General features: G+C 26.2%; 16 protein-coding genes. 2 read left to right on the plus strand and 14 right to left on the minus strand.

Annotation, left to right across the window (positions count from 1 at the left end; translation table 11 throughout):
• Nucleotides 1-164: 164 nt before the first annotated feature.
• The 7 genes from BGI42_RS12695 to BGI42_RS12725 all read right to left on the minus strand — a co-directional run bounded on the left by BGI42_RS12695 (nt 165) and on the right by BGI42_RS12725 (nt 9,344).
• Nucleotides 165-2,150 (minus strand): methyl-accepting chemotaxis protein, encoded by a 1,986-nt coding sequence (locus BGI42_RS12695; protein WP_069680651.1) that lies wholly within the window; start codon nt 2,148-2,150, stop codon nt 165-167.
• Nucleotides 2,151-2,186: 36 nt separating this feature from the next.
• A complete protein-coding gene (locus tag BGI42_RS12700) occupies nt 2,187-3,425 on the minus strand; it encodes an extracellular solute-binding protein (RefSeq protein WP_069680652.1) in 1,239 nt (412 codons plus the stop codon).
• Between the two features lie 184 nt (nt 3,426-3,609).
• Nucleotides 3,610-5,625 carry a methyl-accepting chemotaxis protein gene (locus tag BGI42_RS12705; protein ID WP_084023890.1) on the minus strand — a complete coding sequence of 672 codons (2,016 nt, stop codon included), beginning with the start codon at nt 5,623-5,625 and terminating at the stop codon, nt 3,610-3,612.
• Nucleotides 5,626-5,853: 228 nt separating this feature from the next.
• The gene (locus tag BGI42_RS12710; RefSeq protein ID WP_069680653.1) at nt 5,854-6,492 is read right to left on the minus strand and encodes an NAD(P)-dependent oxidoreductase; all 639 of its coding nucleotides are present in this window, start codon (nt 6,490-6,492) and stop codon (nt 5,854-5,856) included.
• A 25-nt stretch (nt 6,493-6,517) separates the two neighbouring features.
• Nucleotides 6,518-7,123 (minus strand): DsbA family oxidoreductase, encoded by a 606-nt coding sequence (locus tag BGI42_RS12715; RefSeq protein WP_069680654.1) that lies wholly within the window; start codon nt 7,121-7,123, stop codon nt 6,518-6,520.
• A gap of 152 nt (nt 7,124-7,275) precedes the next feature.
• Complete coding sequence (locus BGI42_RS12720; RefSeq protein WP_069680655.1) at nt 7,276-7,707, minus strand: Rrf2 family transcriptional regulator; 432 nt, start codon at nt 7,705-7,707, stop codon at nt 7,276-7,278.
• 386 nt (nt 7,708-8,093) lie between these two features.
• On the minus strand, nt 8,094-9,344 hold the full coding sequence (locus tag BGI42_RS12725) for a glycosyltransferase (RefSeq protein WP_069680656.1): 1,251 nt from the start codon (nt 9,342-9,344) through the stop codon (nt 8,094-8,096).
• A 264-nt stretch (nt 9,345-9,608) separates the two neighbouring features.
• Here BGI42_RS12725 and wecB point away from each other — a divergent pair, with 264 nt between their 5' ends.
• Nucleotides 9,609-10,673 (plus strand): non-hydrolyzing UDP-N-acetylglucosamine 2-epimerase, encoded by a 1,065-nt coding sequence (wecB, locus tag BGI42_RS12730; protein ID WP_069680657.1) that lies wholly within the window; start codon nt 9,609-9,611, stop codon nt 10,671-10,673.
• A gap of 41 nt (nt 10,674-10,714) precedes the next feature.
• Here the strand turns inward: wecB and BGI42_RS12735 are convergent, their stop codons facing one another.
• From BGI42_RS12735 to BGI42_RS12750, 4 genes are all read right to left on the minus strand, one after another.
• Complete coding sequence (locus BGI42_RS12735; RefSeq protein ID WP_069680658.1) at nt 10,715-12,205, minus strand: O-antigen ligase family protein; 1,491 nt, start codon at nt 12,203-12,205, stop codon at nt 10,715-10,717.
• Between the two features lie 2 nt (nt 12,206-12,207).
• The gene (locus BGI42_RS12740; RefSeq protein WP_069680659.1) at nt 12,208-14,070 is read right to left on the minus strand and encodes a polysaccharide biosynthesis protein; all 1,863 of its coding nucleotides are present in this window, start codon (nt 14,068-14,070) and stop codon (nt 12,208-12,210) included.
• 64 nt (nt 14,071-14,134) lie between these two features.
• The gene (locus tag BGI42_RS12745; RefSeq protein WP_069680660.1) at nt 14,135-15,118 is read right to left on the minus strand and encodes a glycosyltransferase family 2 protein; all 984 of its coding nucleotides are present in this window, start codon (nt 15,116-15,118) and stop codon (nt 14,135-14,137) included.
• 231 nt (nt 15,119-15,349) lie between these two features.
• On the minus strand, nt 15,350-16,231 hold the full coding sequence (locus BGI42_RS12750; RefSeq protein WP_069680661.1) for a LicD family protein: 882 nt from the start codon (nt 16,229-16,231) through the stop codon (nt 15,350-15,352).
• Nucleotides 16,232-16,430: 199 nt separating this feature from the next.
• Here BGI42_RS12750 and BGI42_RS12755 point away from each other — a divergent pair, with 199 nt between their 5' ends.
• Nucleotides 16,431-17,438 (plus strand): glycosyltransferase family 2 protein, encoded by a 1,008-nt coding sequence (locus tag BGI42_RS12755; RefSeq protein WP_069680662.1) that lies wholly within the window; start codon nt 16,431-16,433, stop codon nt 17,436-17,438.
• Nucleotides 17,439-17,822: 384 nt separating this feature from the next.
• Here the strand turns inward: BGI42_RS12755 and BGI42_RS12760 are convergent, their stop codons facing one another.
• The 3 genes from BGI42_RS12760 to BGI42_RS12770 form a co-directional block, all read right to left on the minus strand.
• Nucleotides 17,823-18,734, minus strand: coding sequence for a carbohydrate ABC transporter permease (locus BGI42_RS12760; RefSeq protein WP_069680663.1), 912 nt, complete (start codon nt 18,732-18,734; stop codon nt 17,823-17,825).
• 292 nt (nt 18,735-19,026) lie between these two features.
• Complete coding sequence (locus tag BGI42_RS12765; protein WP_069680664.1) at nt 19,027-19,914, minus strand: carbohydrate ABC transporter permease; 888 nt, start codon at nt 19,912-19,914, stop codon at nt 19,027-19,029.
• A gap of 277 nt (nt 19,915-20,191) precedes the next feature.
• On the minus strand, nt 20,192-21,511 hold the full coding sequence (locus BGI42_RS12770; protein WP_069680665.1) for an ABC transporter substrate-binding protein: 1,320 nt from the start codon (nt 21,509-21,511) through the stop codon (nt 20,192-20,194).
• Nucleotides 21,512-21,711: the final 200 nt, after the last annotated feature.

Below are 21,711 nucleotides of genomic sequence, written 5' to 3' on the forward strand. Positions count from 1 at the left end.
AAAATTCCACAAGTAATTTTCTCCTACCCCCTACTTTCACTATTATTTCAACTTATATTTACTTAAATGTAGATTTCATCAAGCTTTTAAGATTTAATAATTCTATAACTCCTGTACAAAAAAAGAGAGCATATTATATTAATGCTCTCTTTAAATATTACTTACTATTTTAATTTAAACTTATTAATTAATTCTTTTAAATTTTCAGATTGTAAAGATAATTCTTCTGATGCTGCTGCTGTTTCTTCTGATATTGCTGAATTTGATTGAACTACGTCAGATATTTGATTAATAGCAATAACTATCTGTTCAATAGAAACAGCCTGATTATTACATGAATTAGATATTTCATCAATAATACTTGTTGTTTCTTTTGAAGTATTTACTACCTTTGATAAAAATTTTGCTGTTTCATCTGTAATAATAGTTCCATTATTCACAGCTTCTATTGAATTATTAATTAAATTTTCTATATTCTTAGTTGCATTAGCACTTTGCATTGCAAGATTTCTTACTTCTTCTGCTACTACTACAAATCCTTTTCCTGCTTCTCCTGCACGTGCTGCTTCAATGGATGCATTTAAAGACAATAAATTAGTTTGCTCTGCAATGTCATTTATAGTTTTTATTATATTTATAATTTGCTTTGAAGATTTCTCAATTTTATTCATTGCAACTATTAATTCATTCATTTTTTCATTAGATTTTTCAACTTCAACAGATGATTTTAATGATAATTCACTTGCCTCATTTGAAAAATTTGCATTTTGTTTAACTTGTTGAAAAATTTCATCAAGGGTTGCTGAAAGTTCTTCAATTGTACTTGCTTGATCCATAGCCCCTTGTGAAAGTGTTTTAGAAGCTTGTTCTACTTGATCAGAACCAGTATAAACTTGATTAGAGCTCTCATTTATTTCTAAAAGAGTAACATTTAATGATGAAATTATAAGTTCCATAGATTTCTTTATAGATCCAAAGTCACCTATATATTCTCTGTTAATTTCTGGTGATAAATCACCATTAGCTAACTTATTAAGAACATCATCTATATCCTTAATATATACTTTTAAAAAACCAATAGTTTTAGCCAATGAATTTGAAAGTTCTCCAATTTCATCATCAGTATTTACTATTTTAACATCAGAAGTTAAATCTCCATTAGATAATCCTTGTAATCTATTAGATATAATCCTAATAGGATTTGATAATTTTTCTGCTAAGCATGATGCAATTATACATCCTATTGCTATTATTAATATTACAATAATAATATTTATTATTGTATTTACTAATAATGGTTTCATAAACTCATGTTTATTAGCTGTAATAATTATGCTCCATCCATCAGTCCCTAAAATAGGTGTATATGCTAAAAATCTGTTTATACCATCAATTTCAGCTACTCCAAAACCAGATTCACCATTAATCATTTTATTTTCATATTTTACAATATCTTTTAAAGAATTATCAGTTTTATATGTTTTTATATTATTTTGCCTAAATAAAACATTTTTTTGTTCATTATGAGCAATTATGTATCCGTCTTTATCTAAAATATATGATAATCCATTATCTCCAATATTTATATTTTGAACTATTTTGCTAAGAAAATCACAATAAATTCCAACGACTAAAACTCCTTTAAATTCACCCTTACTTTTAATAGGAGATGATATAACTATACCCATTATTCCATTATCAGTTCTTAGAAAAGGAGTAGAAACATATATATCATTATTATTTTTACAATAATAAAAATATTCTTCATTAGATAGATTTACATTTTTATTCACTCCTATACCATTACCGTCTAAAAGATCTATCGAAGTAAATACATTCCTAGCTTTAGTATCTTCTAAGAATTCTATTTTTTGTTCTAAAGAAAAACTTTCATCTGTAACAATAGGATTATTAGCTATCTCTTTTATAAGTTTTTTATAATCTTTGATTTGACTTGATACTCTATCAGAAGCTAACTCAACAGATTCTTCCATAGTCTTTTTTAATAGTTGTTTTGTACTTAAATTAGATCCTATATTAAAAATACAACCTACTATAAGTTGTCCAATAATAACAACTAATACTATACTAATTAAAATTTTATTTTTAATACTTTTAGAATAAACATTTTTTAAATTAAATAAATTCATATAATAATCTCCTAATCCCTATTATCCAAAATATCACTAATCATTTTCTAATAATACATCTAATTGTTCAGCTGCTTTATCAAGTTCTAATTTTATATCTGAACCATTTATACATTTTTCAAATGTTTTTTGTAATATACTATCTATAACTGTCCAATTAGGACTTGGAATTCTAACCCAAGCTGATTCTAATTGTTTAGAATATGTATTTAACATATTATTTTTTATTACACAATCTTTTTGCGCAGTCTTTTTATTAACTGGTAAAAATCCTAATTCTTCACAAAAAATAGTCTGTACTTCATCTGAAGCTAAAAATTGAATAAATTTACTAGCCATTTCTTTATTCTTGCTATTATTAAATATTACTGTATTTTCTCCACCCATTACAGAAATACTTTTTCCATTTATAGCTGGTAATTCTGAAATTATTACATTTTCTTTAAAGTCTTTATTACTACCAAACCACCAAGTTCCTTCATCAATCATTAAATATTTATTTTCTTTTAATCCATTCCACGTATCTATGTCTCCAAATGCAGGCTGTGCTATAAATTTACCGTTAGTTAAATCAACTATTTTTTGTAATGCTTCTATGCTTTCATTACTATTTAAAAATCCTGTTGCTTTTGTATTATCTTCATTAGTAAACTTTCCTCCAAGACTTAAGAAATAAGGACACCATGCCCAAACATCAGTCCTCTGAATAGATAGAGGATAAACACCATCATTTTTCAATTTTTCTCCAATAGATATTAACTCATCAAATGTTTTTGGTGCTTCTGTAAAACCTGCTTTTTTAAGTAATCCTTTGTTATATATTGAAACTTTAGTATTTGTATTTATTGGAATACCATAATATCGTCCATCAAATAAATTTGTTGATAAAGTATTTTCATAAACTTCTTCTTTTATTTTTTCAAAGTCTTTAAATTCATCAATTGGAGCTACAGCACCTAACTTTGCATATCTTTGAACAGCAGTAACATCAATTCTTGCTATATCTGGATTATTACCTTCTACTATGGATTCTATTAATCTTTTATCATACTCTGATTCATCTATAGTTGTTGCTTCAATTTTTACATTTGGATATTTCTCATTAAATTTTGGTATTATCTTATTTTTAAAAACTTCCGCTTCTTTATTTTTATAACCTGACCAAAACGTTAAAGTAACATTTTCATTGCTCTCATCTTTATTTAATTTACATCCTAATAAAATTACTCCACAAAAACTTAGTAGTAATATAAGTATAATTAATCTTTTATACATAATAATATCCCCCTTCTTCTCTTAAATTTTATAAACCCTCTCTTAACATTATCGTGGTCATAAAAGTCTACCTTAAATATATCATTTTAGTTGTAATATATCTTTAAAAATTAAATAAAAAAATTCTATTTAATTAATATCACATATGTATATATTAATTAAATAGAATATAATTATTTTTATATCATAATCTAAATTTATCTACTGTATTATTAAGTTTTTTAACTAATTCTTCTAATGTATAAGTTGAATCTACAATTTGATGCATAAAAGCAGTTTGCTCTTCATTAGATGCTGTTACTTCTTCTGTAGCTGCTGAATTTTCTTCTGTTACAGCTGCAACATTGTTTATAATATCAGATGTAACATTAACTTTTTTCTCCATTCTATTAGTAGACTCTGATACCTCTGATACAATATTATTAACTTCATTAAATACTTTATTTATTTCCTCAAAATCATCACCAATTAATGTTGACATTTTAACTCCGTGCATAACTTCACTTGTTCCATCATTCATTTTATTTGATATGATTTCAATTTGTTTTTGAATTCCATTAATAAGCTCTACTATTCTTTTTGAAGAATTACTTGATTGTTCTGCTAATTTCCTTACCTCATCTGCAACTACTGCAAATCCCTTTCCTTGTTCACCAGCTCTAGCAGCTTCAATAGCTGCATTAAGTGATAAAAGATTAGTTTGTTCAGATATATCACTTATCACATTAACAATTTGTCCTATTTCTTTAGATTTTTTTAATAAATTTTTAATTTCTTCGACATTATGTTCATTTGTTGTAGCTATGTTCTTTATACTATGTACAGCTTGTTGTACTCCCTGTGAAACTTTTTTGCTTCTATTAGTTGATTTTTCTACTATCTTAATCATATAGTTACATTTTTTAGATATTTCATTTATATCTTCAACCAATTCTTTTGTAACAATAGAGGCCTTGCTTGCCCCTTCTGCCTGAGATACAGCCCCTGTAGCTATTTCTTGCATACTTCGTGAAACCTCTTCATTCCCCTTTAACGATTCACTTGTTGATGATGCTAAACTGTTAGATATTAACATAACATCATCAGCTGAATTACTTATATCACCAATCATTTCCTTAAGACTTGAAACTGTATTATTTAATGCTTTTGTCACATTAGAAATTTCATCTTGTCCATGAACTTCTAATTTATTTGTAAGAGTTCCTTCTGATATTTCTTCTGCAAAATCAGATAACTTAATTAATGGTAATGTCATTTGTTTCGCTACAAATGTAATTACTATTGCAACAATAAATACAATCACTATTGTTATTAAAAGTAATATTAATATTAATTTATTTAAATAAGCAAATAAGTCCTTTTCAGATACAACACTTGCTACACTCCATCCTGATAGAGGAACTTTGTTATAAAATACAATTGATTTATTATCTCCATTTCCAAATCTAAATACACCTGATTCATTTTCCATCATTTCTTTTCCTAATGATTGTATATTTTCATCTTTTATTTCTGATATATTTGTTTTCATTACTAATGACTGATCTGGATGTTCAATAATAGTTCCATCATTTCCAATTAATAAACTATATCCTTTTTCACCAAATTTAAATTCCTTAACTTTTTCTTGAATATGTGAAAGATTTACAGCAGATATCATTGTTCCTATTGATTGTTCTGATTCATTCTTAATTGGAACTCCTATAACAACCAAAGCTTTACCAGTTCCCTTTGATATTACTGGATTAGATATATTATACGGTACTCCACTCATTAAATTCTTATACCATGTTTTTTCAGCTACATCACCATTTACGAAATCTCCATTTGAATATTGAGCTCTAGATTTACCATCATTATTAAATAAAGTTGCTGCTGCATTATCATATTCTCCTGGGTAATTTTTCTCTAAAAATTTGATTCTTTCTGCATTAAAATTATCCACAGCAGAAATATCTGTTTCTATTAACTTTGCCGTAGGTGTATTAGCAGCACTTTTTACTTCTAAAAGTTTTCCTTCTATCCAATTGTTTATATTCTCAGTTAATTTTTTTCCTTCCTCCAATTTATCATAGACAAGTTCACTTTCAATATTTTTTCTAAGTTCATAAAATGTTGTAAAACTCAAAATTGACATTCCAATTATTACAACTGGTAAAATCGTAATTAACAATTTCATTTTAAAGGATAGTTTTTTCAATATTTTTATCACTCCCATAATTTTATTTTTACAATACATATTACCATATAAATTACCTAAAATTTAGCAAGCATATTTATATAAATTATCGAATTACATTATTTACACTTAAGTATAAAATAAAAATTTATAAAATATAAATCATAATATACAATATTTATATTTTACTTATATTTACGTAGAAAGTCGCAACCTAATGGTTGCAACTTCATACATAACATTTATATTTTACTTATATGCCACTGTAAATCTACTTTTAATATGTTTAGGAGCTTCAATCTCATCCATAATAGCTACTGCAAAATCTTCAAAAGATATTTTACTTTGTCCTTTTTCATCTACAACCAAATATTCATCTCCAATTGTATATTTTCCAGTTCTTTCACCTGGCTCTATTAATGCTGCTGGACTTAAGTATGTCCAATTTACTTCTTTTTCACTTCTATATATATCTAAAGATTCTGAATGTGCTAAAGCTACTGGTTTCCAATCTGCTGGGAATCCTTCTGTATTAACTAATTCAGTACCATCTTCAACCTTTAAACTTCCAGCACCACCCATTACTACAAGTCTGTTAGTTCCTGATTTTTTAACCAAACTTATTAAATTATTAGTTGCTTCTATTAGTGTATTTTCTTCTCCAAATTTAGGTCCAAAAGCACTAACTAAAACATCTACCCCTTCTAATTTATTTTCTAATGTATCCAATTTAAAAATATCTCCATTTAAAACTGTTAAATTTTCATTATTGTCTTTTATCTTCAATTCATCTCTTACAATAGCAATAACTTCATGTCCTCTATTTATAGCCTCATTTAATATTCTCTTTCCTGCATTTCCTGTTGATCCAATTAAAGCAATTTTCATAATATCTCTTCCTTTCATTTATAAATTAATTATTTTTTAACAATTGTTTTTTTATTATTTCCTCTAAATTTTCTTTTGATGTAATACCTTGTAATACTTCATTACCTATAATCATGGCTGGTACTGCTGCAATATTAGCCTCTTCATAAGCCTTCTTTAATGCTTCTTCTTGCTTTCTCTTATATTTTCTAGTATTCAAAGCCTGACTAAAACTTTCTTTATTTAAACCTATTTCTTCAGCTAACTTAGACAACACCTCAATTTTTCCAATATCTAATTCTTCTTCAAAAAAACCTTTAAAAACTCTTTCAACATATTCATTTCCTTTTCCTAATTCAACTGCATAATGATATCCTTCAAAAGCTAAATTAGTGTATGGATGTGGTGAAAGCTTAGGTAACTTCATATCTATGCCTAAATTTTCTGCCATTGGCTTTATAAAATTGTTCCATGAATTTAATTTTGATGAATCATTCCAAGGATCAATTCTAGGTGATGGTTCTGGTCTTAATTCAAATGGCATCCACTGAACATTTATATTCTTTCCTTCTATAACTTGACTTAAAGTCTTTTCTCCTAAAAAACAAAATGGACAAACAAAATCAGAATATACTTTAATATTTAATGACATTTTAATAACCTCCTCTTGGTTTGTTGTAATCATTTTAGTTACAACATATCTAAAAAAATTATTTACTATGATAATTAGTTAATTTGCAACAATTTTAAAATTATTCAGCAGTTGTAACTTATAAAGTTACATCTGTTTTAAAAAAAATTGATTTACTCCTCAATTTTTTTTCTTATACCTTCTACTATATGTTTCATTGTTACATTTCCTAATACTTGTTCCATAGCTTCTTGAGCGCTTAGTAACACTCCTTCAAGTACTGCTTGAATGTTAGCACCAATGGGACAGTTTATATTTGGTGATTCATGTAATTGAAATAATTCTCCTTCTTTAACAACATGAACAGCTCTATATACATCTAGCAATGTTATTTGGTCTAGATCCTTTAATAAATAAGCTCCACCAGCGCCTGCTATAACATTAACTAAACCATATCTTTTTAACATTCCCATTACTCTTCTTATAACAACTGGATTAGTATTTACACTACCTGCTATCCATTCAGAAGTGCATAAATTGCTGTCTTCCATGGATAGTATAGATAAAATATGAACTGCTACAGAAAACCTACTGCTTATTTTCATTTTTATCACTCCCGTTGTAACCATTATAGTTTCATCGAATATTAAAGTCAATAGCTTTTATAAAATTTTTTAGAAAATTATAAATAAATACTTATTGTATTTTAAATCAATTTACTAAATAAAAAAATAAAACATGATTATTCTTATTTGGATCTTACCAAAACATAAAACAATCATGTTATAACACATATATTTTAACCTGTATATAAATCTACTTAGACACATTCAAATAAATAACTAGTCAGTATGCTAGTTTATTTTGTAAATTACTTCTTCCTTTGGTTTTACTAATAGCACAACTATTAGCAAAACTGAAGTCTTTGTATTTTACAAAATATCCGTAGCATCTTTAACTTATTATTTATTTCTATATGCCTTATATTAATTTATGGTTGTATTTCTCTAGAAAAGTTTTGAAAGTTTTTCTCTCCATAAAAATTATTTATCCATATTTCACGGCAATTATCACGAAATTCTTGCTTATCTTCTTTAGATAAATTAACCATATACTTTATTTTTTCTCCAAGAGTATTTATATTAAAATTACATTCTATTAATAAACCTGTTTCATTATTTTTTACTATCTCATTAGTTCCACCAACATCAGTTGCTATGGTTGGTATTGCAAATGAACATGCCTCCATAATACTAACAGGCAACCCCTCTGAACTACTTGTATTTACAAATAAGTCAACTGGATTATTAGAATAATAGTTCATCAATTCTTCATTTTTTACTGAACCTTTAAAATCTACTTCCATAAAACTTAAATTTTCTTTTGAGTATTCTTTTACTTCTTCTAATCCATCACCAGCTCCAAAATGAGTCCATTTTAATTTTAAACCTGAATCTTTTAATGTACCTAATGACTTTGCTAATAAATCTATTCTCTTTACAGGGGATACATGGCAACAACTAACTATTCTATATATTCCATCATTTGATTGATTTGAAATCCCATAATTTTTTGTTCCAAGATAAGCTGTCTTAATCTTTTCCTTATATGCTGGATATAATTTTTTTAAATAATTGCTACCATCATCAGAACAAGGATATACTTTATCCAATTTTTCAAGTAAGTAATATCTAAGTGGTAAATAATTCAATGAATTTTTATCAGCATAAAGATCATATCTATGAGTACGACTTACCACTTTGCTCATTGAATCTCCAAAATTTTCTTTTAATTTTATAGCTGCATATGCTATATCATATAACCAATAACTATAAAAAGTCTTTTTATCATAATTTTTTATATCATAATTTATAAGAATCTTTTCGCATTCTTTATATACACTTTCTGATTTAGATAAAAAATATGTTAAGTATCCTTTTCTTTTTAGTGAGCCTTTAACTTCATTTTTTTCTTCTTTAGACACACATCCATTATAATTTGAAAATGGAAAATATTTAATAGCATTTATAGGTAATTTATGCTTTATTTCTGACGCTTTAATTCTATGTATTTCAAAATTTCCAGGAACTTCTCTAGTTTGTACTGCACTATCAGCTGTGCTTGTTGCTATTAGAATTATTTTATCAAAAGCTTTTGAAAGCATTGGTATCTCATCTTCAATGAATTCTTCTCCCTTATCAAAAGGAAATACTTTAGTTAAAAGAACTAAACAGTTTTTCATTATTTTCCCTCCATTGTTGTAATAGTTTAAGAATAACATAGCAAATTATTGATTTCAACTCACCATTATTTACTCTAAAATAACTATTTAAAATTACTAATATATGACCTAAAACCTAAATTAAATTTCTGTTTCAACGTATTATTTTTAACCTGTATGTATAAAGCATAATTAATTTTTTATATTTAAGTTTGCTTAACAGTACCGATATGCTAAAATAATACTCATGAAAACAATTATTTAAATCTTAAGGAGGCGTACTATATGAAAGTACTAACTGTCATCGGAGCTAGACCACAGTTTATTAAAGCCGCAACAGTCTCAAACAAACTTAGAAAAAACGGTAATAGTGAAATATTAGTACATACTGGTCAACATTATGATAATAATATGTCTGATATATTTTTTGAAGAATTAGGTATTCCAAAGCCAGATTATAATTTAAATATCGGTTCTTCAAATCATGGAAATCAAACAGGAAGTATGTTATGTTCACTTGAAGATATATATTTAAAAGAAAAGCCTGACATGGTTTTAGTTTATGGAGATACTAATTCCACACTTGCAGGATCTCTTTGTGCTAGTAAGCTATTAATACCTGTAGCACACGTTGAAGCAGGTCTTAGAAGTTTTAATAAAGCAATGCCAGAGGAACAAAATAGAATTTTAACTGACCATATATCTGATTTATTATTTGCACCAACACTAACTGCAGTTAAAAATTTAGCTACAGAAAATATAACAAAAGGTGTTTATAATACTGGAGATGTAATGTATGATGCTATAAATTTATTTAAAGAAAGGGCTAAAGAAGTATCTAATATAACTGAAACTTTAGATTTAGCCCCTAATAGTTATATATTATCAACAATACACCGTGCTGAAAATACAAATAGTATAGAAAGACTTACTTCTATAATAAAAGCATTAAGTGAATGTGGTAAAAAAATAATCTTACCACTTCATCCAAGAACAAAGAAGTTCATAAATCAATATGATTTACATGTAGGTGACAATATAAAAATAATTGATCCTGTAGGATACTTAGAAATGATTTCTCTTCAAGAAAATTCTGCTAAGATTGTAACAGATAGTGGTGGAGTTCAAAAAGAAGCTTATTTCTTAAAGAAACCTTGTATTACAATGAGAGATGAAACAGAATGGATTGAAACTATAGAAAATGGTTGGAACGTAATTGTAGGAAGTGATTCTAACAAAATTTTAGATGCTATTGAAAACTTTAATCCAACTGGTACTCCTGCATCCGCTTTTGGTAATGGAGATACATCATCAATAATAACTGATATAATTCAAAACTATAAGAGATAATAAAAAGGACTGCTATAAGCAGTCCTTTTTATTATAACACTCTAAAAATGAAATTCTTTCATCTCTGAAGTTGGAGTATAATCATTATTATTCTTTTTATAAACTTGCATACATGCTACTGCAAATCCTATAAGTATCCAATATGAGAATACATAAGTTATTGAGCTTGGTCCAAAGCTTGCTGGAGCAAAAACAATAAGTCCTGTTGCTGCTGTAAAACAATATATGCTTCTTCTTTTAATTCCTAATATTATATTTCCTATAAGAAGATATAAATAATATATTCCATATAACGCTACTCCAGGTAATCCAAAATCACCTAATATCTCAATGGCATAACAATGTGGACTATATATATTTCCAGTATCACCTTGGTTTTTAATAAACTGTTCTACATTTCCAACACCATATCCAAGATAATTCTTTTCTTTTATAGTTCCTCTTAATACATCATTTATTATAGTAAATCTAACATTAACGGAACCTTCTCCACCTTGTTGTATTTGTGCATTTTCTAAACTTTGCACCTTATTATTAAGACTATTTTCTACAATTTTATGTCCTTCAACAGGTTTTATATTCATAACAAGATAATTATACTTATATGATAATCCTAAGGTAATACATAATATAAGTGGATATATTATATTCTTAATTCCAATATTTTTAATATTAAATATAGAATATATTAAGAAAACTCCTACTCCAAATGCAATTGAAGCAAATCCTGTTCTTGATGATGTAGTAGCTATTAATATAAACACTATTGTAGAAATAATTGTATACCATATCTTTACTGAATTTTTCTTACACTTATAAATAGCATAAAAGAAAAGTGGTGATAATATAGCAAGTGTGGCAGCTAAATTATTAGGATTAAATGAAAATGCCATTGGTCTTGCATTTATTTGATTTTGATCTTTTTCAGGTAATTGATCCATAAACGAATCAGCATAATGTTTTATTGGTAATTGCTTACCCAATAATACTTCTATAAAAGCAATTAAAGTAATAACAGATATTAAAAATAATAATAAATTAACAGTTTTCTTTAATCTATCTTTATTTATATTATAAACCATCATATTAAATATAAATGCAAACATCATTAAATATATTGCGATATATTTAATTGATAAACTCTTACTCATTGCCCAGAAAATACTTCCACACATATAAATAAACCATATAACATATATTCCTAAAATCTTCTTATCTATATGTTTTACAACTTCTATATCTTTTACTAATCTATATAATGACATCAATGTACATAATCCTAATATAATATGGAACATATATATACTTTCTACTCCTGGTGCATGAAGTGCATAATCATAAAATGCCGACACCAACAATGCACAATACATTTGATCATATATAGCTTTTTCCTTTATTATATTTGATGATATAACCAATGTGATTATATACATAATAGGTATTATATAATTACCATTAGCTATTCCAAAAACCATAGCAATTATGGATATAATTGTTATAAATATATTTCTATTTTTATCTTCTCTATTCATGATTACTCCTTATCAGCGTTTTCTGCAGCAACTTCATCCTCATTTTTATAGTGATATGTTGGAACAATTCGTTGCATTTGATGTTTAATTTCATTAATATCATTTAGTTCTAATAATTTACGTAATTGTTCAAGTTTATGATTTAATGTATCCATATCCTCAAATGTTGGTTTTCCTACATATATTTTTTTATGTGCTGTATCTTTTAATCCTTCTTCACTCATTAAAAGCTCTTCATATAATTTTTCTCCTGGTCTAAGTCCAGTAACTACAATTTTAATATCTTTATTAGGCTCAAATCCAGAAAGTCTTATAAGATCACATGCTAAATCATAAATCTTAACTGGTTTTCCCATATCTAATACAAATACTTCTCCACCTTCAGCAAAAGCACCAGCTTGAAGTACCAGTTGTGCTGCTTCTGGTATTAACATAAAATATCTCACTATTTTTTTATGAGTAAGAGTAACAGGACCTCCATTAGCTATTTGCTTTTTAAATAATGGAATTACTGATCCGTTACTACCAAGAACATTTCCAAATCTAACAGCAACAAATTCAGTTTTTGATTGTTTATCCATAGCTTGAACAATCATTTCACATAGTCTTTTAGTTGCTCCCATTATATTAGTTGGATTAACAGCTTTATCAGTAGAAATCATTACAAATCTATCAATATTAGCTTTACTTGCTTCAGTAGCTAAATTTAATGTTCCAAAAACATTGTTTTTAACAGCTTCTTTAGGACTATCTTCCATTAATGGTACATGCTTATGAGCTGCTGCATGGAATACAACATTTATTTTGTACTTAATAAATATCTCATGTAATCTTTGCCTGTCTCTTATAGAACCAATTAGTACAGTAAGTTTCATATCTGGAAATTCTTCTTTTAATTCATTTTGAATATCATATATATTATTTTCATATATATCAAATAATATAAGTCTTTTTGGATTATATACTGATATTTGTCTACAAAGTTCAGATCCTATTGAACCTCCTGCACCTGTAACTAATATTGTCTTTTCATTCAAATAATCTGAAATACCCTTGTTATCTAGTACTATTGGATCTCTTCCAAGTAAATCTTCTAAATCTACATCCTTAATCCTACTAACAGTTGCTTCTCCACTTAATATCTCATACATTCCTGGTATTATTTGAAGTTTACAATTAGTTTTCTTACATATATCAATAATCTCTGCCTTATTCTTTGAATCAAGAGAAGGAATTGCTATTAATATTAAATCAATTTCTTGTTCCCCTGCTATATATGGTATATCATATCTATTTCCTGCTATCTTTACTCCTGAAATTCTTCTTCCAAGTTTTTGTTTATCATCATCAATAAGAACTATAGGATTATACTTTAATTCTCTTCTTGCCATCATTTCATTAATAATCATAGTTCCAGCTGAACCTGCTCCAACTATCATTACTCTTCTTTGATCTGATGAATACTTAAACGGTATGTACAAAAGTGTTCTTCTATATACTCTGTATAAAATTCTATAACCTAATACAAAGAAAATACTTAAAAGAATTCCTACAACTGAAACATTTAATGGTATAACAGAACCCCAAAATCTAGTATATCCAATTGATAATATACCTGCTAAAATAGTTCCCCCAACACCTAATAAAAATTCGTCAGTTCCAGTTAAATGCCATAAACTTTCATACATCTTAAATAAATAAAAACATACTAAGTATATTAAACTTACAACTACAACATCCTGTGTGTATATTTTAGCAATTTCAGTAAATCTTTCACTTAAAGTTATATTTATAGAAAAAAGGTAAGCCATATTCACCATAAATATATCAATTATCATAATTATCAGTGTCTTGCATCTTCTCATTATAGTTTCCTCCCATCTGGAGAGATTCTTGCCATAAATTATAGCAAGTAAGACTCTATTTTAATTATCTCATTTTATTTAATAACTTTATTAATAGTTTTGGACAAAATCTCATGGCACTACATTGAATTAAATATCTTACATTGTTTCTATCAAAATTTTGAATTTTATAATTTTTTAGATATGATTTAACATCTTCTCTACTTAAAAACTCAAACAAATCTTCATGAAAATTAGAATCTTTACTCAAAATAGAAAAAACATGTGCTATTGAATATTGTATTTTAAATTCTAATAAGAAATTTTCTATTTCTTTTAAATTATTATTTTCTTTCACATAATTTAACAAATCTATATAAGAATAATAACAATCAAGATGTTTTAATGAAACATTTTGAGTTACAGAATTACCCCATATAACATAAAACGCTAATATCTCATTTACACTTATAACTTTATTTGAGTAAAGTAATGCTTTTACAACAAAGACCATATCTTCACCATATTTTCTATTACTATCAAATAATAAATTATTATTTTTAATAACAGAAGTTTTGTATATAGCACTTCTCATGCCTATAGTTATCTCGTCTTTTAATTGCAAAAGAGCTGCTTCTTTTCCTGATATGAAATCATTTAAATAATTAGTTCTATTCTTAACTAAAACATTTCCCGTACTATCTACTTCACTGTAATCACAAAATACAATATCGCAACAAGTTGATTTTGCCTTTTCATACATAAGTTCAACAAACCTTGAATCAATATAATCATCACTATCTAGAAATGTTATATACTCTCCATTTGCTATATTTATACCTCTGTTTCTAGCAGCACTAACTCCTGCATTTTCCTGCGTTATAATCTTAAAATTTATATCTGAATTTTCTAATAATGATTTTGCTATCTCAATACTTCTATCTTGAGAACCATCATCTATAAGTAAAAATTCAAACTCTTTACAAGTTTGATTTATGACAGAATTTATGCTTCTTTCAATACATTGTTCAACATTATAAACAGGAGTAATTATAGATACTTTAAACAAAATTATTCTCTCCCTTATTTATTATAATAGATTCTTCTAAATTTTTTAGAATGTTTCTATTTAAAAATTCTTACTTTTTTATTAAATTTTAAACATTAATATTTTTTACTATTTGAATTATACTAATATTGATACTTATATGCAATGTTTATAGATTAATCCCTATACTTAGAGTTTAATATTTAAATTTAGTAAATAGTATAATTCAAATATTAAATGTAAATACTCTTATTAACTATTCTTAATCTTTTTTATTTCTTTAGCATGCCATACTCTATCTTCTTCTTTTGGCAAGGTCATATAGTCTCCATAAAGCTGTGTTAAAATTGCATCGGCATTTTTAGGTCCATAAAAATTTTCACCTTCAAATTCTAATTTAATCAAATTAAAATAGTCTTCTTTTTTATACACATATTCACTCCATGCAGTATCAACACCATACCCCATATATTTTGAATTCTTATCATTCCAATTAACTAAAAATCCAAAAAATTTTCTTCTTCTTTTAGCAGTAAATATTTTAGTTATTATTCTATAAAAAGAAAAAGTAATCTTGTTTTTAAAAGTTAGCTTTTCTGGAATATCTCTTAATCTAACAAAACTTTTTAAGATAGTGCCACTTATTGCTCTTTGAACTTTATAAACAAAATTATACTTTGGTAAACTATCATATGTGAGTATATCTATGTATACACCATTATGCATTTTTTCATTTTCTCCAATTGCCTTTTCAATAAGAACTGTTCCATTATACCTAACTTTACAAGGAACTTGATAAATATCATAATATTTATCACTTTCAAATGTTTGTAGAAATAAATGACTAGGTAACTCATCCTTTGCTATTTTTAAAAATTTTTCATAATCATCTCTAAGCATTCCAATATCCATATCATCATCCCATGGAATAAAACCTTTATGTCTAACTGCACCTAATAAGGTTCCTGAATCTAAAAAATATTTAAGTCCATGTTTTTCACATATCTTATGAACATCTTTTAAAATGCTTACCATTAACATTTGAGCATCTCTTAAACTTAAATTTTCATACTCACAATTATTATTGTCTTTATTTTGATAATTTTCTTTTAATATATCATCTGTATTATCCATCTTTGTCACCTTCTCGATGTACTAATAAAATATAATGCTTATTTTAGCATTCATTTTAATGTTATTATCAAATTTGACTTATGTCAACAAAATGACAACATAAGTACATAAAAAGTAAATTTTATACTAACATATTAATGCATATAATGATAAAATAGTTTAAGAATCAATACTTAAGAAATAATGGAGATAATAAAATATGAATAGAAATGATAAAAACCTAAATGATAATATTAAAAACTCTGAAGTCTTAATAAGTATTATTATGCCAATATATAAAGCTGAAGATTACTTAAATAAATCTGTAACTAGCATACTAAATCAAACTCTTAAAGAATTTGAACTTATATTAGTTGATGATGGATCACCTGATAATAGTGGCGAAATTTGTGATAAACTTGCCTTAAATGATGACAGAATAAAAGTTATTCATAAAGAAAATGGTGGAGCTAGTACTGCTAGAAATGCTGGTTTAGATATAGCAAAAGGTGAATTCATAGCTTTTGTTGACAGTGATGATTGGATTGAACCTAATATGTTTGAAATATTATTTAAGTTAGCGAAAGAATATGATGCAGATATTTCACAGTGTAATTATATAAAAACAGAAAATGAAGATGAAAAAATTATAAATAATGAAACTGAAGTTATTAAAACTTTTAATAGTATTGAATCTTTAGGTAACTTATATAATGAAATGTATGTTTCAACAGTTGTACTTTGGAACAAAATTTATAAGAAATCCTTATTTAATGAAATTAGATTTCCTAATATGAGAATATTTGAAGATGAAGCTATAATGTATAAATTATTATTTCAATCTAATAAATTAGTTTATACAAATAAAAAGTTATATTATTATAGAAACACTCCAGATAGCATAATGAATGCCAAGTTTGATAAAAAGAGATTATGTATGCTAGATGTGTTTGATGAAAAAGTTGAATTCATGAGAAAATTAAATAACGAAAATATATATGCCAAAACTTTAAAATGGTATATGTGGTCAATTATAGATCTTTATTTTGGATGTATGAATACTATTCCTGATGATCATGAAACAATAAAATTAATCAAAAATAAGGCTATTACTATATCAAAAAAATATTCTAATAGCTCTAGTCATGAATTTAAATGGATTATATTATTCTCACTATTCAATAAAGCACCAAAACTTTATAAGAAATTAATGAACATATTAAATTAAATCATGTGCTTATATATGAATAATTGAATTCAATAGTTCTAATATAAGTATACTCTCATTTTAATTTGTTCCAAATATAGAAATGTACTTTATTAAAGTGAATGTTCAAAAATATAAAAAGTGAATATTCAAATTTTATATTTTTGAATATTCACTTTTTATAATTAATGAATGTAGCAATACTCATTAAAGATTTTAAAAGTCCAATTGTAATGTCATCTTTATTTACTGCATATATCAACTTACAATTAAAATAGTTATTAAATACTATTTTTTACTCAATGGAAAGAATGATTAATGCCATTACTATTAGCTTATTATATTATTAAAATTAATTACTACTTTCGGTAAACTTTATACTAAAATATTAAGATATTTATAAAACTATTCTTTTACTCCAGTATCACCAACCCCTTTCATAAACCACCTTTGGGCGATTACAAACAATATTAATAAAGGTAATATTGTTATTGTACTTGCAGCCATAACTTGTGGCCACTTTATTCCATAAGCTCCACCCTCAATAAAAAATTGCCTAAGTCCTGATGAAACTAAAAACTTTTCTGGACTTTTTAATATTAATGATGGATACATATAGTCGTTATAATACGTAACAAAATTTATTAATATTAAAGTTATAAATGTTGGTTTAGTTATTGGAAATACAATTTTCCATAATATTTTAAAATGAGAAGCACCATCTATTCTTGCTGCCTCTATCAAACTTTTATTAACTTGTAAAAATGATTGTCTCAATAAAAATATTCCAAATATACTAACTATATTACTTATTATTAATCCACTAAATGTATCTATTAAATTTAGATCTGAAAGTAATATATAACATGGAACGTATGTAACTGCTGATGGTAACATATACATTGACATTATTATTCCAAACAATAATTTTTTTCCCTTAAATTCTAATAAAGTTAATGCATAAGCTATCATAGCTGCTGTAAACACCTGAAGTGCTACTTCAATAAACGAAGTAAAAAAACTATTAAACATATACTGACCAAATGGATATTGTCTAAATACTTCTATAAAATTACTCCATTGAGGATCACTTGGTATCAGTTTAGGTGGAAAAGCAAAAATCTCATCTTTTACTTTTAATGCACTTGATACCATCCATAAAAAAGGGAAAAAAGCCGTAATACTTGCTAATACTATAAAAAAATATTTAACTATAGATAAAAGTAATCTCTTATGGAGTATTATTTTTTTATTTAAACCTCCCTTTATATCATCTAAATATATATCATTATCTTTATATACTTTTCTTTCAATCATATATGGTTTACCTCCTAAATAAAAAAGTAACTGCTATCAATTTTCAACTTCCCTATATTCTCTACTCTCAACTAATATTTAATTTATATTTTATCAGTCTCTCAAATTTTATAATTCATACTGCTTAGTTTTAGACATAATCAAAAAAATAATAAGTCCATCTGCCAGTATATTTTCCTTCATTCTGCGTGAACAAAATCCCATAATAGATCCACTATGATAATACTTCGTCTCCTTATCTTATGAAAAATATTTATGGCAGTTTTGAACTTGTTATTTTATTTCATTTGCCTTAATAATGCACCCATTTCTTTGAAATAATAAATTGAGCCAGTGAAAGTATACACGTTATAATTAAAATCACTGTAGATATGGCTGTAGCTTGACCCATATTAAAATTTTCAAAAGCACTCTGATAATACATATATAACAATGTTCTAGTACTTCCAGCTGGTCCACCTTGAGTTAATACTTGAATTTGATCATATGCCTGTAAGGAATTTATGGTAGTTATCACACTAATAAAAAATGTAGTTGGTGATATTAATGGTAATGTTACACTCTTAAATTTATTTAATGAATCAGCTCCATCAATTGAAGCAGCCTCATATAGATTGTTAGGTATTTTCTCTAAAGCAGTTAAATAAAAAACCATAGCCCATCCAACACTTTTCCAAACAGTAACAATAATTACACCAAACATAGCTGTATCTGAACTTTGAAGCCATTGTAATTTAGGTAAATTAAATAGAGTTAATATATAATTTGCAAATCCATATTCAGGATGAAATATCCAACTCCACACAATTGAAATAGCAACTGTTGGAGTTATCCATGGAGAAAATATTATAGATTTATATATAGATAATGATTTAAATTTTGAACTTAATAATAAGGCTAACCCCAACCCTCCAACTATTGTTGGAATTAAAGTTCCTAAGGTAAATAATAATGTATTTTTTAATGCATCATAAAATAGTTCATTACAAAACAACTCTTTATAATTTTTAAAACCAACAATATTATACTGTGTACTTATATAATCCCAATCCGTAAAACTTATAAATAAAGATTTAAAAATTGGAATAACCCAAAATATTATAAGCGGAATTATAGCTGGCAAAATAAATATAAGAAGTGTTATAATATTTTTTAGTTTTTTATTATTTAATGTTTCCATATCTTCTCCATATCCTCTCAACTATGTTTTTTAAGTTAGCTTTGCTTTAAATATATATTTATATATTCAATAGGAAAAATGGCAATGTATATATCAACATTTTACTGAAACATAGGCTTTAAATTAAATTTGCTTTATAAAAATTTATCCACAGTTAGGAAATACTTATCCACTATTTCTGTAAACGTTCTGTTGATATGTTTTTTAAATTTAATTTTACTATATTTTAATAATTATTAACCTACAATACAGCACATAAGATAGAATGATAATTGTATTAATTATTTAATACTTTATCTAATTTTGATTGTGCTATTTTTTGTGCTTCATCCAAAGCTTCCTTTGCTGATACATTTTCTATTTCAACCTTATCTGCAGCAACTTTTAACGCATCATATATTTTTCCGTTTGTTGGATCTATAAAAGCATTACTTGCATGTAAAGATTGTTTTATTGGTACAAGTGCTTGTGGATTTTTTTCTACATATTCTTTAAATTTTTTAGTATTACACGATTCTTTATTAACAGGAATATATCCTGATTCTATTGACCACTTTGCATTAACTTCTGGACTTGTAAAATATTTAATAAACTCATATGCACCTTTTTTAACTTCTTCATTTGTTATACTTGGAATTGCTAAAAGTCTTGCTTCTGCTATTGGTTTTGCCTCTTCTCCTTGTTTAAATGCTGGTTGCTCAATTGCACCTAACTTATTAAAATCTAAATCACCTTGATCTCCTGATGATCCTGTATATCCAGCAGCTCTATCTTGCATAACATCATCTATTGTTGAATACCAGTATTCCCATCCTTGTCCACCAGAATTAATCTTCATAATTTTATCTTCATGTATCCATTTTCTAAAATTATCCCAAACCTCTATCCATTGTGGTGAATTTATTAATACTTTACTTCCATCTTTACTTAAGATATTTCCACCGTTACTTAATGATGCATCAATTAAATTGTCAGCACCCCACATAGGTTCCCATCCATAAAATTTTATAGAATCACCATCTCTTTTCACTATTTTCTTGCTTGCTTTAGCTATTTCCCCCCAAGTTTTTAAAGATTCTATTGATACACCTTCATCTTCAAAAGCTTTTTTGTTATAATATAAAACTTTTGTTGTTCCAAACATAGGTAAAGCATATAATTTATCATCCTTTTTGCATGAATCTAAAAATGATTTTATATAATTTTCACTATTAAACTCACTATCTTGTGATGTATAATTGCTTAAATTCTCAAGAACACTTTTATTATTTAAAATCGCCGCTTTATCTGGTTCTAAAATCACAAGACCTGGAGTTTTCTTAGCTGCAATAGCTGCTTGTAAGTTTCTAAAAGTCTTATCATAATCTTCTTTTGAAACTCCTTTAACTTCATATTTATCTTGAGAATTATTAAAATCTTTTATTATATTCTCCATATTATTTCCAAGCTTTCCTCCAAAACCATACCAATATTCAACTTGAATTTTACCATTACTACTTAACTTTTCTTTGCTTGTTCCTTGATTACAAGAAATTAATCCTATAGAAATTATTAAAGTTAAACCAATACAAAAACTTTTCTTTAATATTTTTTTCATTATACATCCCCCTTAATTTTTTCAGCGTATTTTACACTATCGTTTTTTCATAGCACACTTTACGCTATTTTCATATTAAAATCTATAGTTCATTTTCTGAACATTTTCATACTATCACTGTTCACAGTTCAATACAACATGTTCATACCAATTTTATCTAAAAATTCTATATAGATACAAAAAAGAAGATGCAAACTAGA

It is taken from the genome of Clostridium taeniosporum, from assembly GCF_001735765.2.
GTDB classification, from domain to species: Bacteria; Bacillota; Clostridia; order Clostridiales; family Clostridiaceae; genus Clostridium; species Clostridium taeniosporum.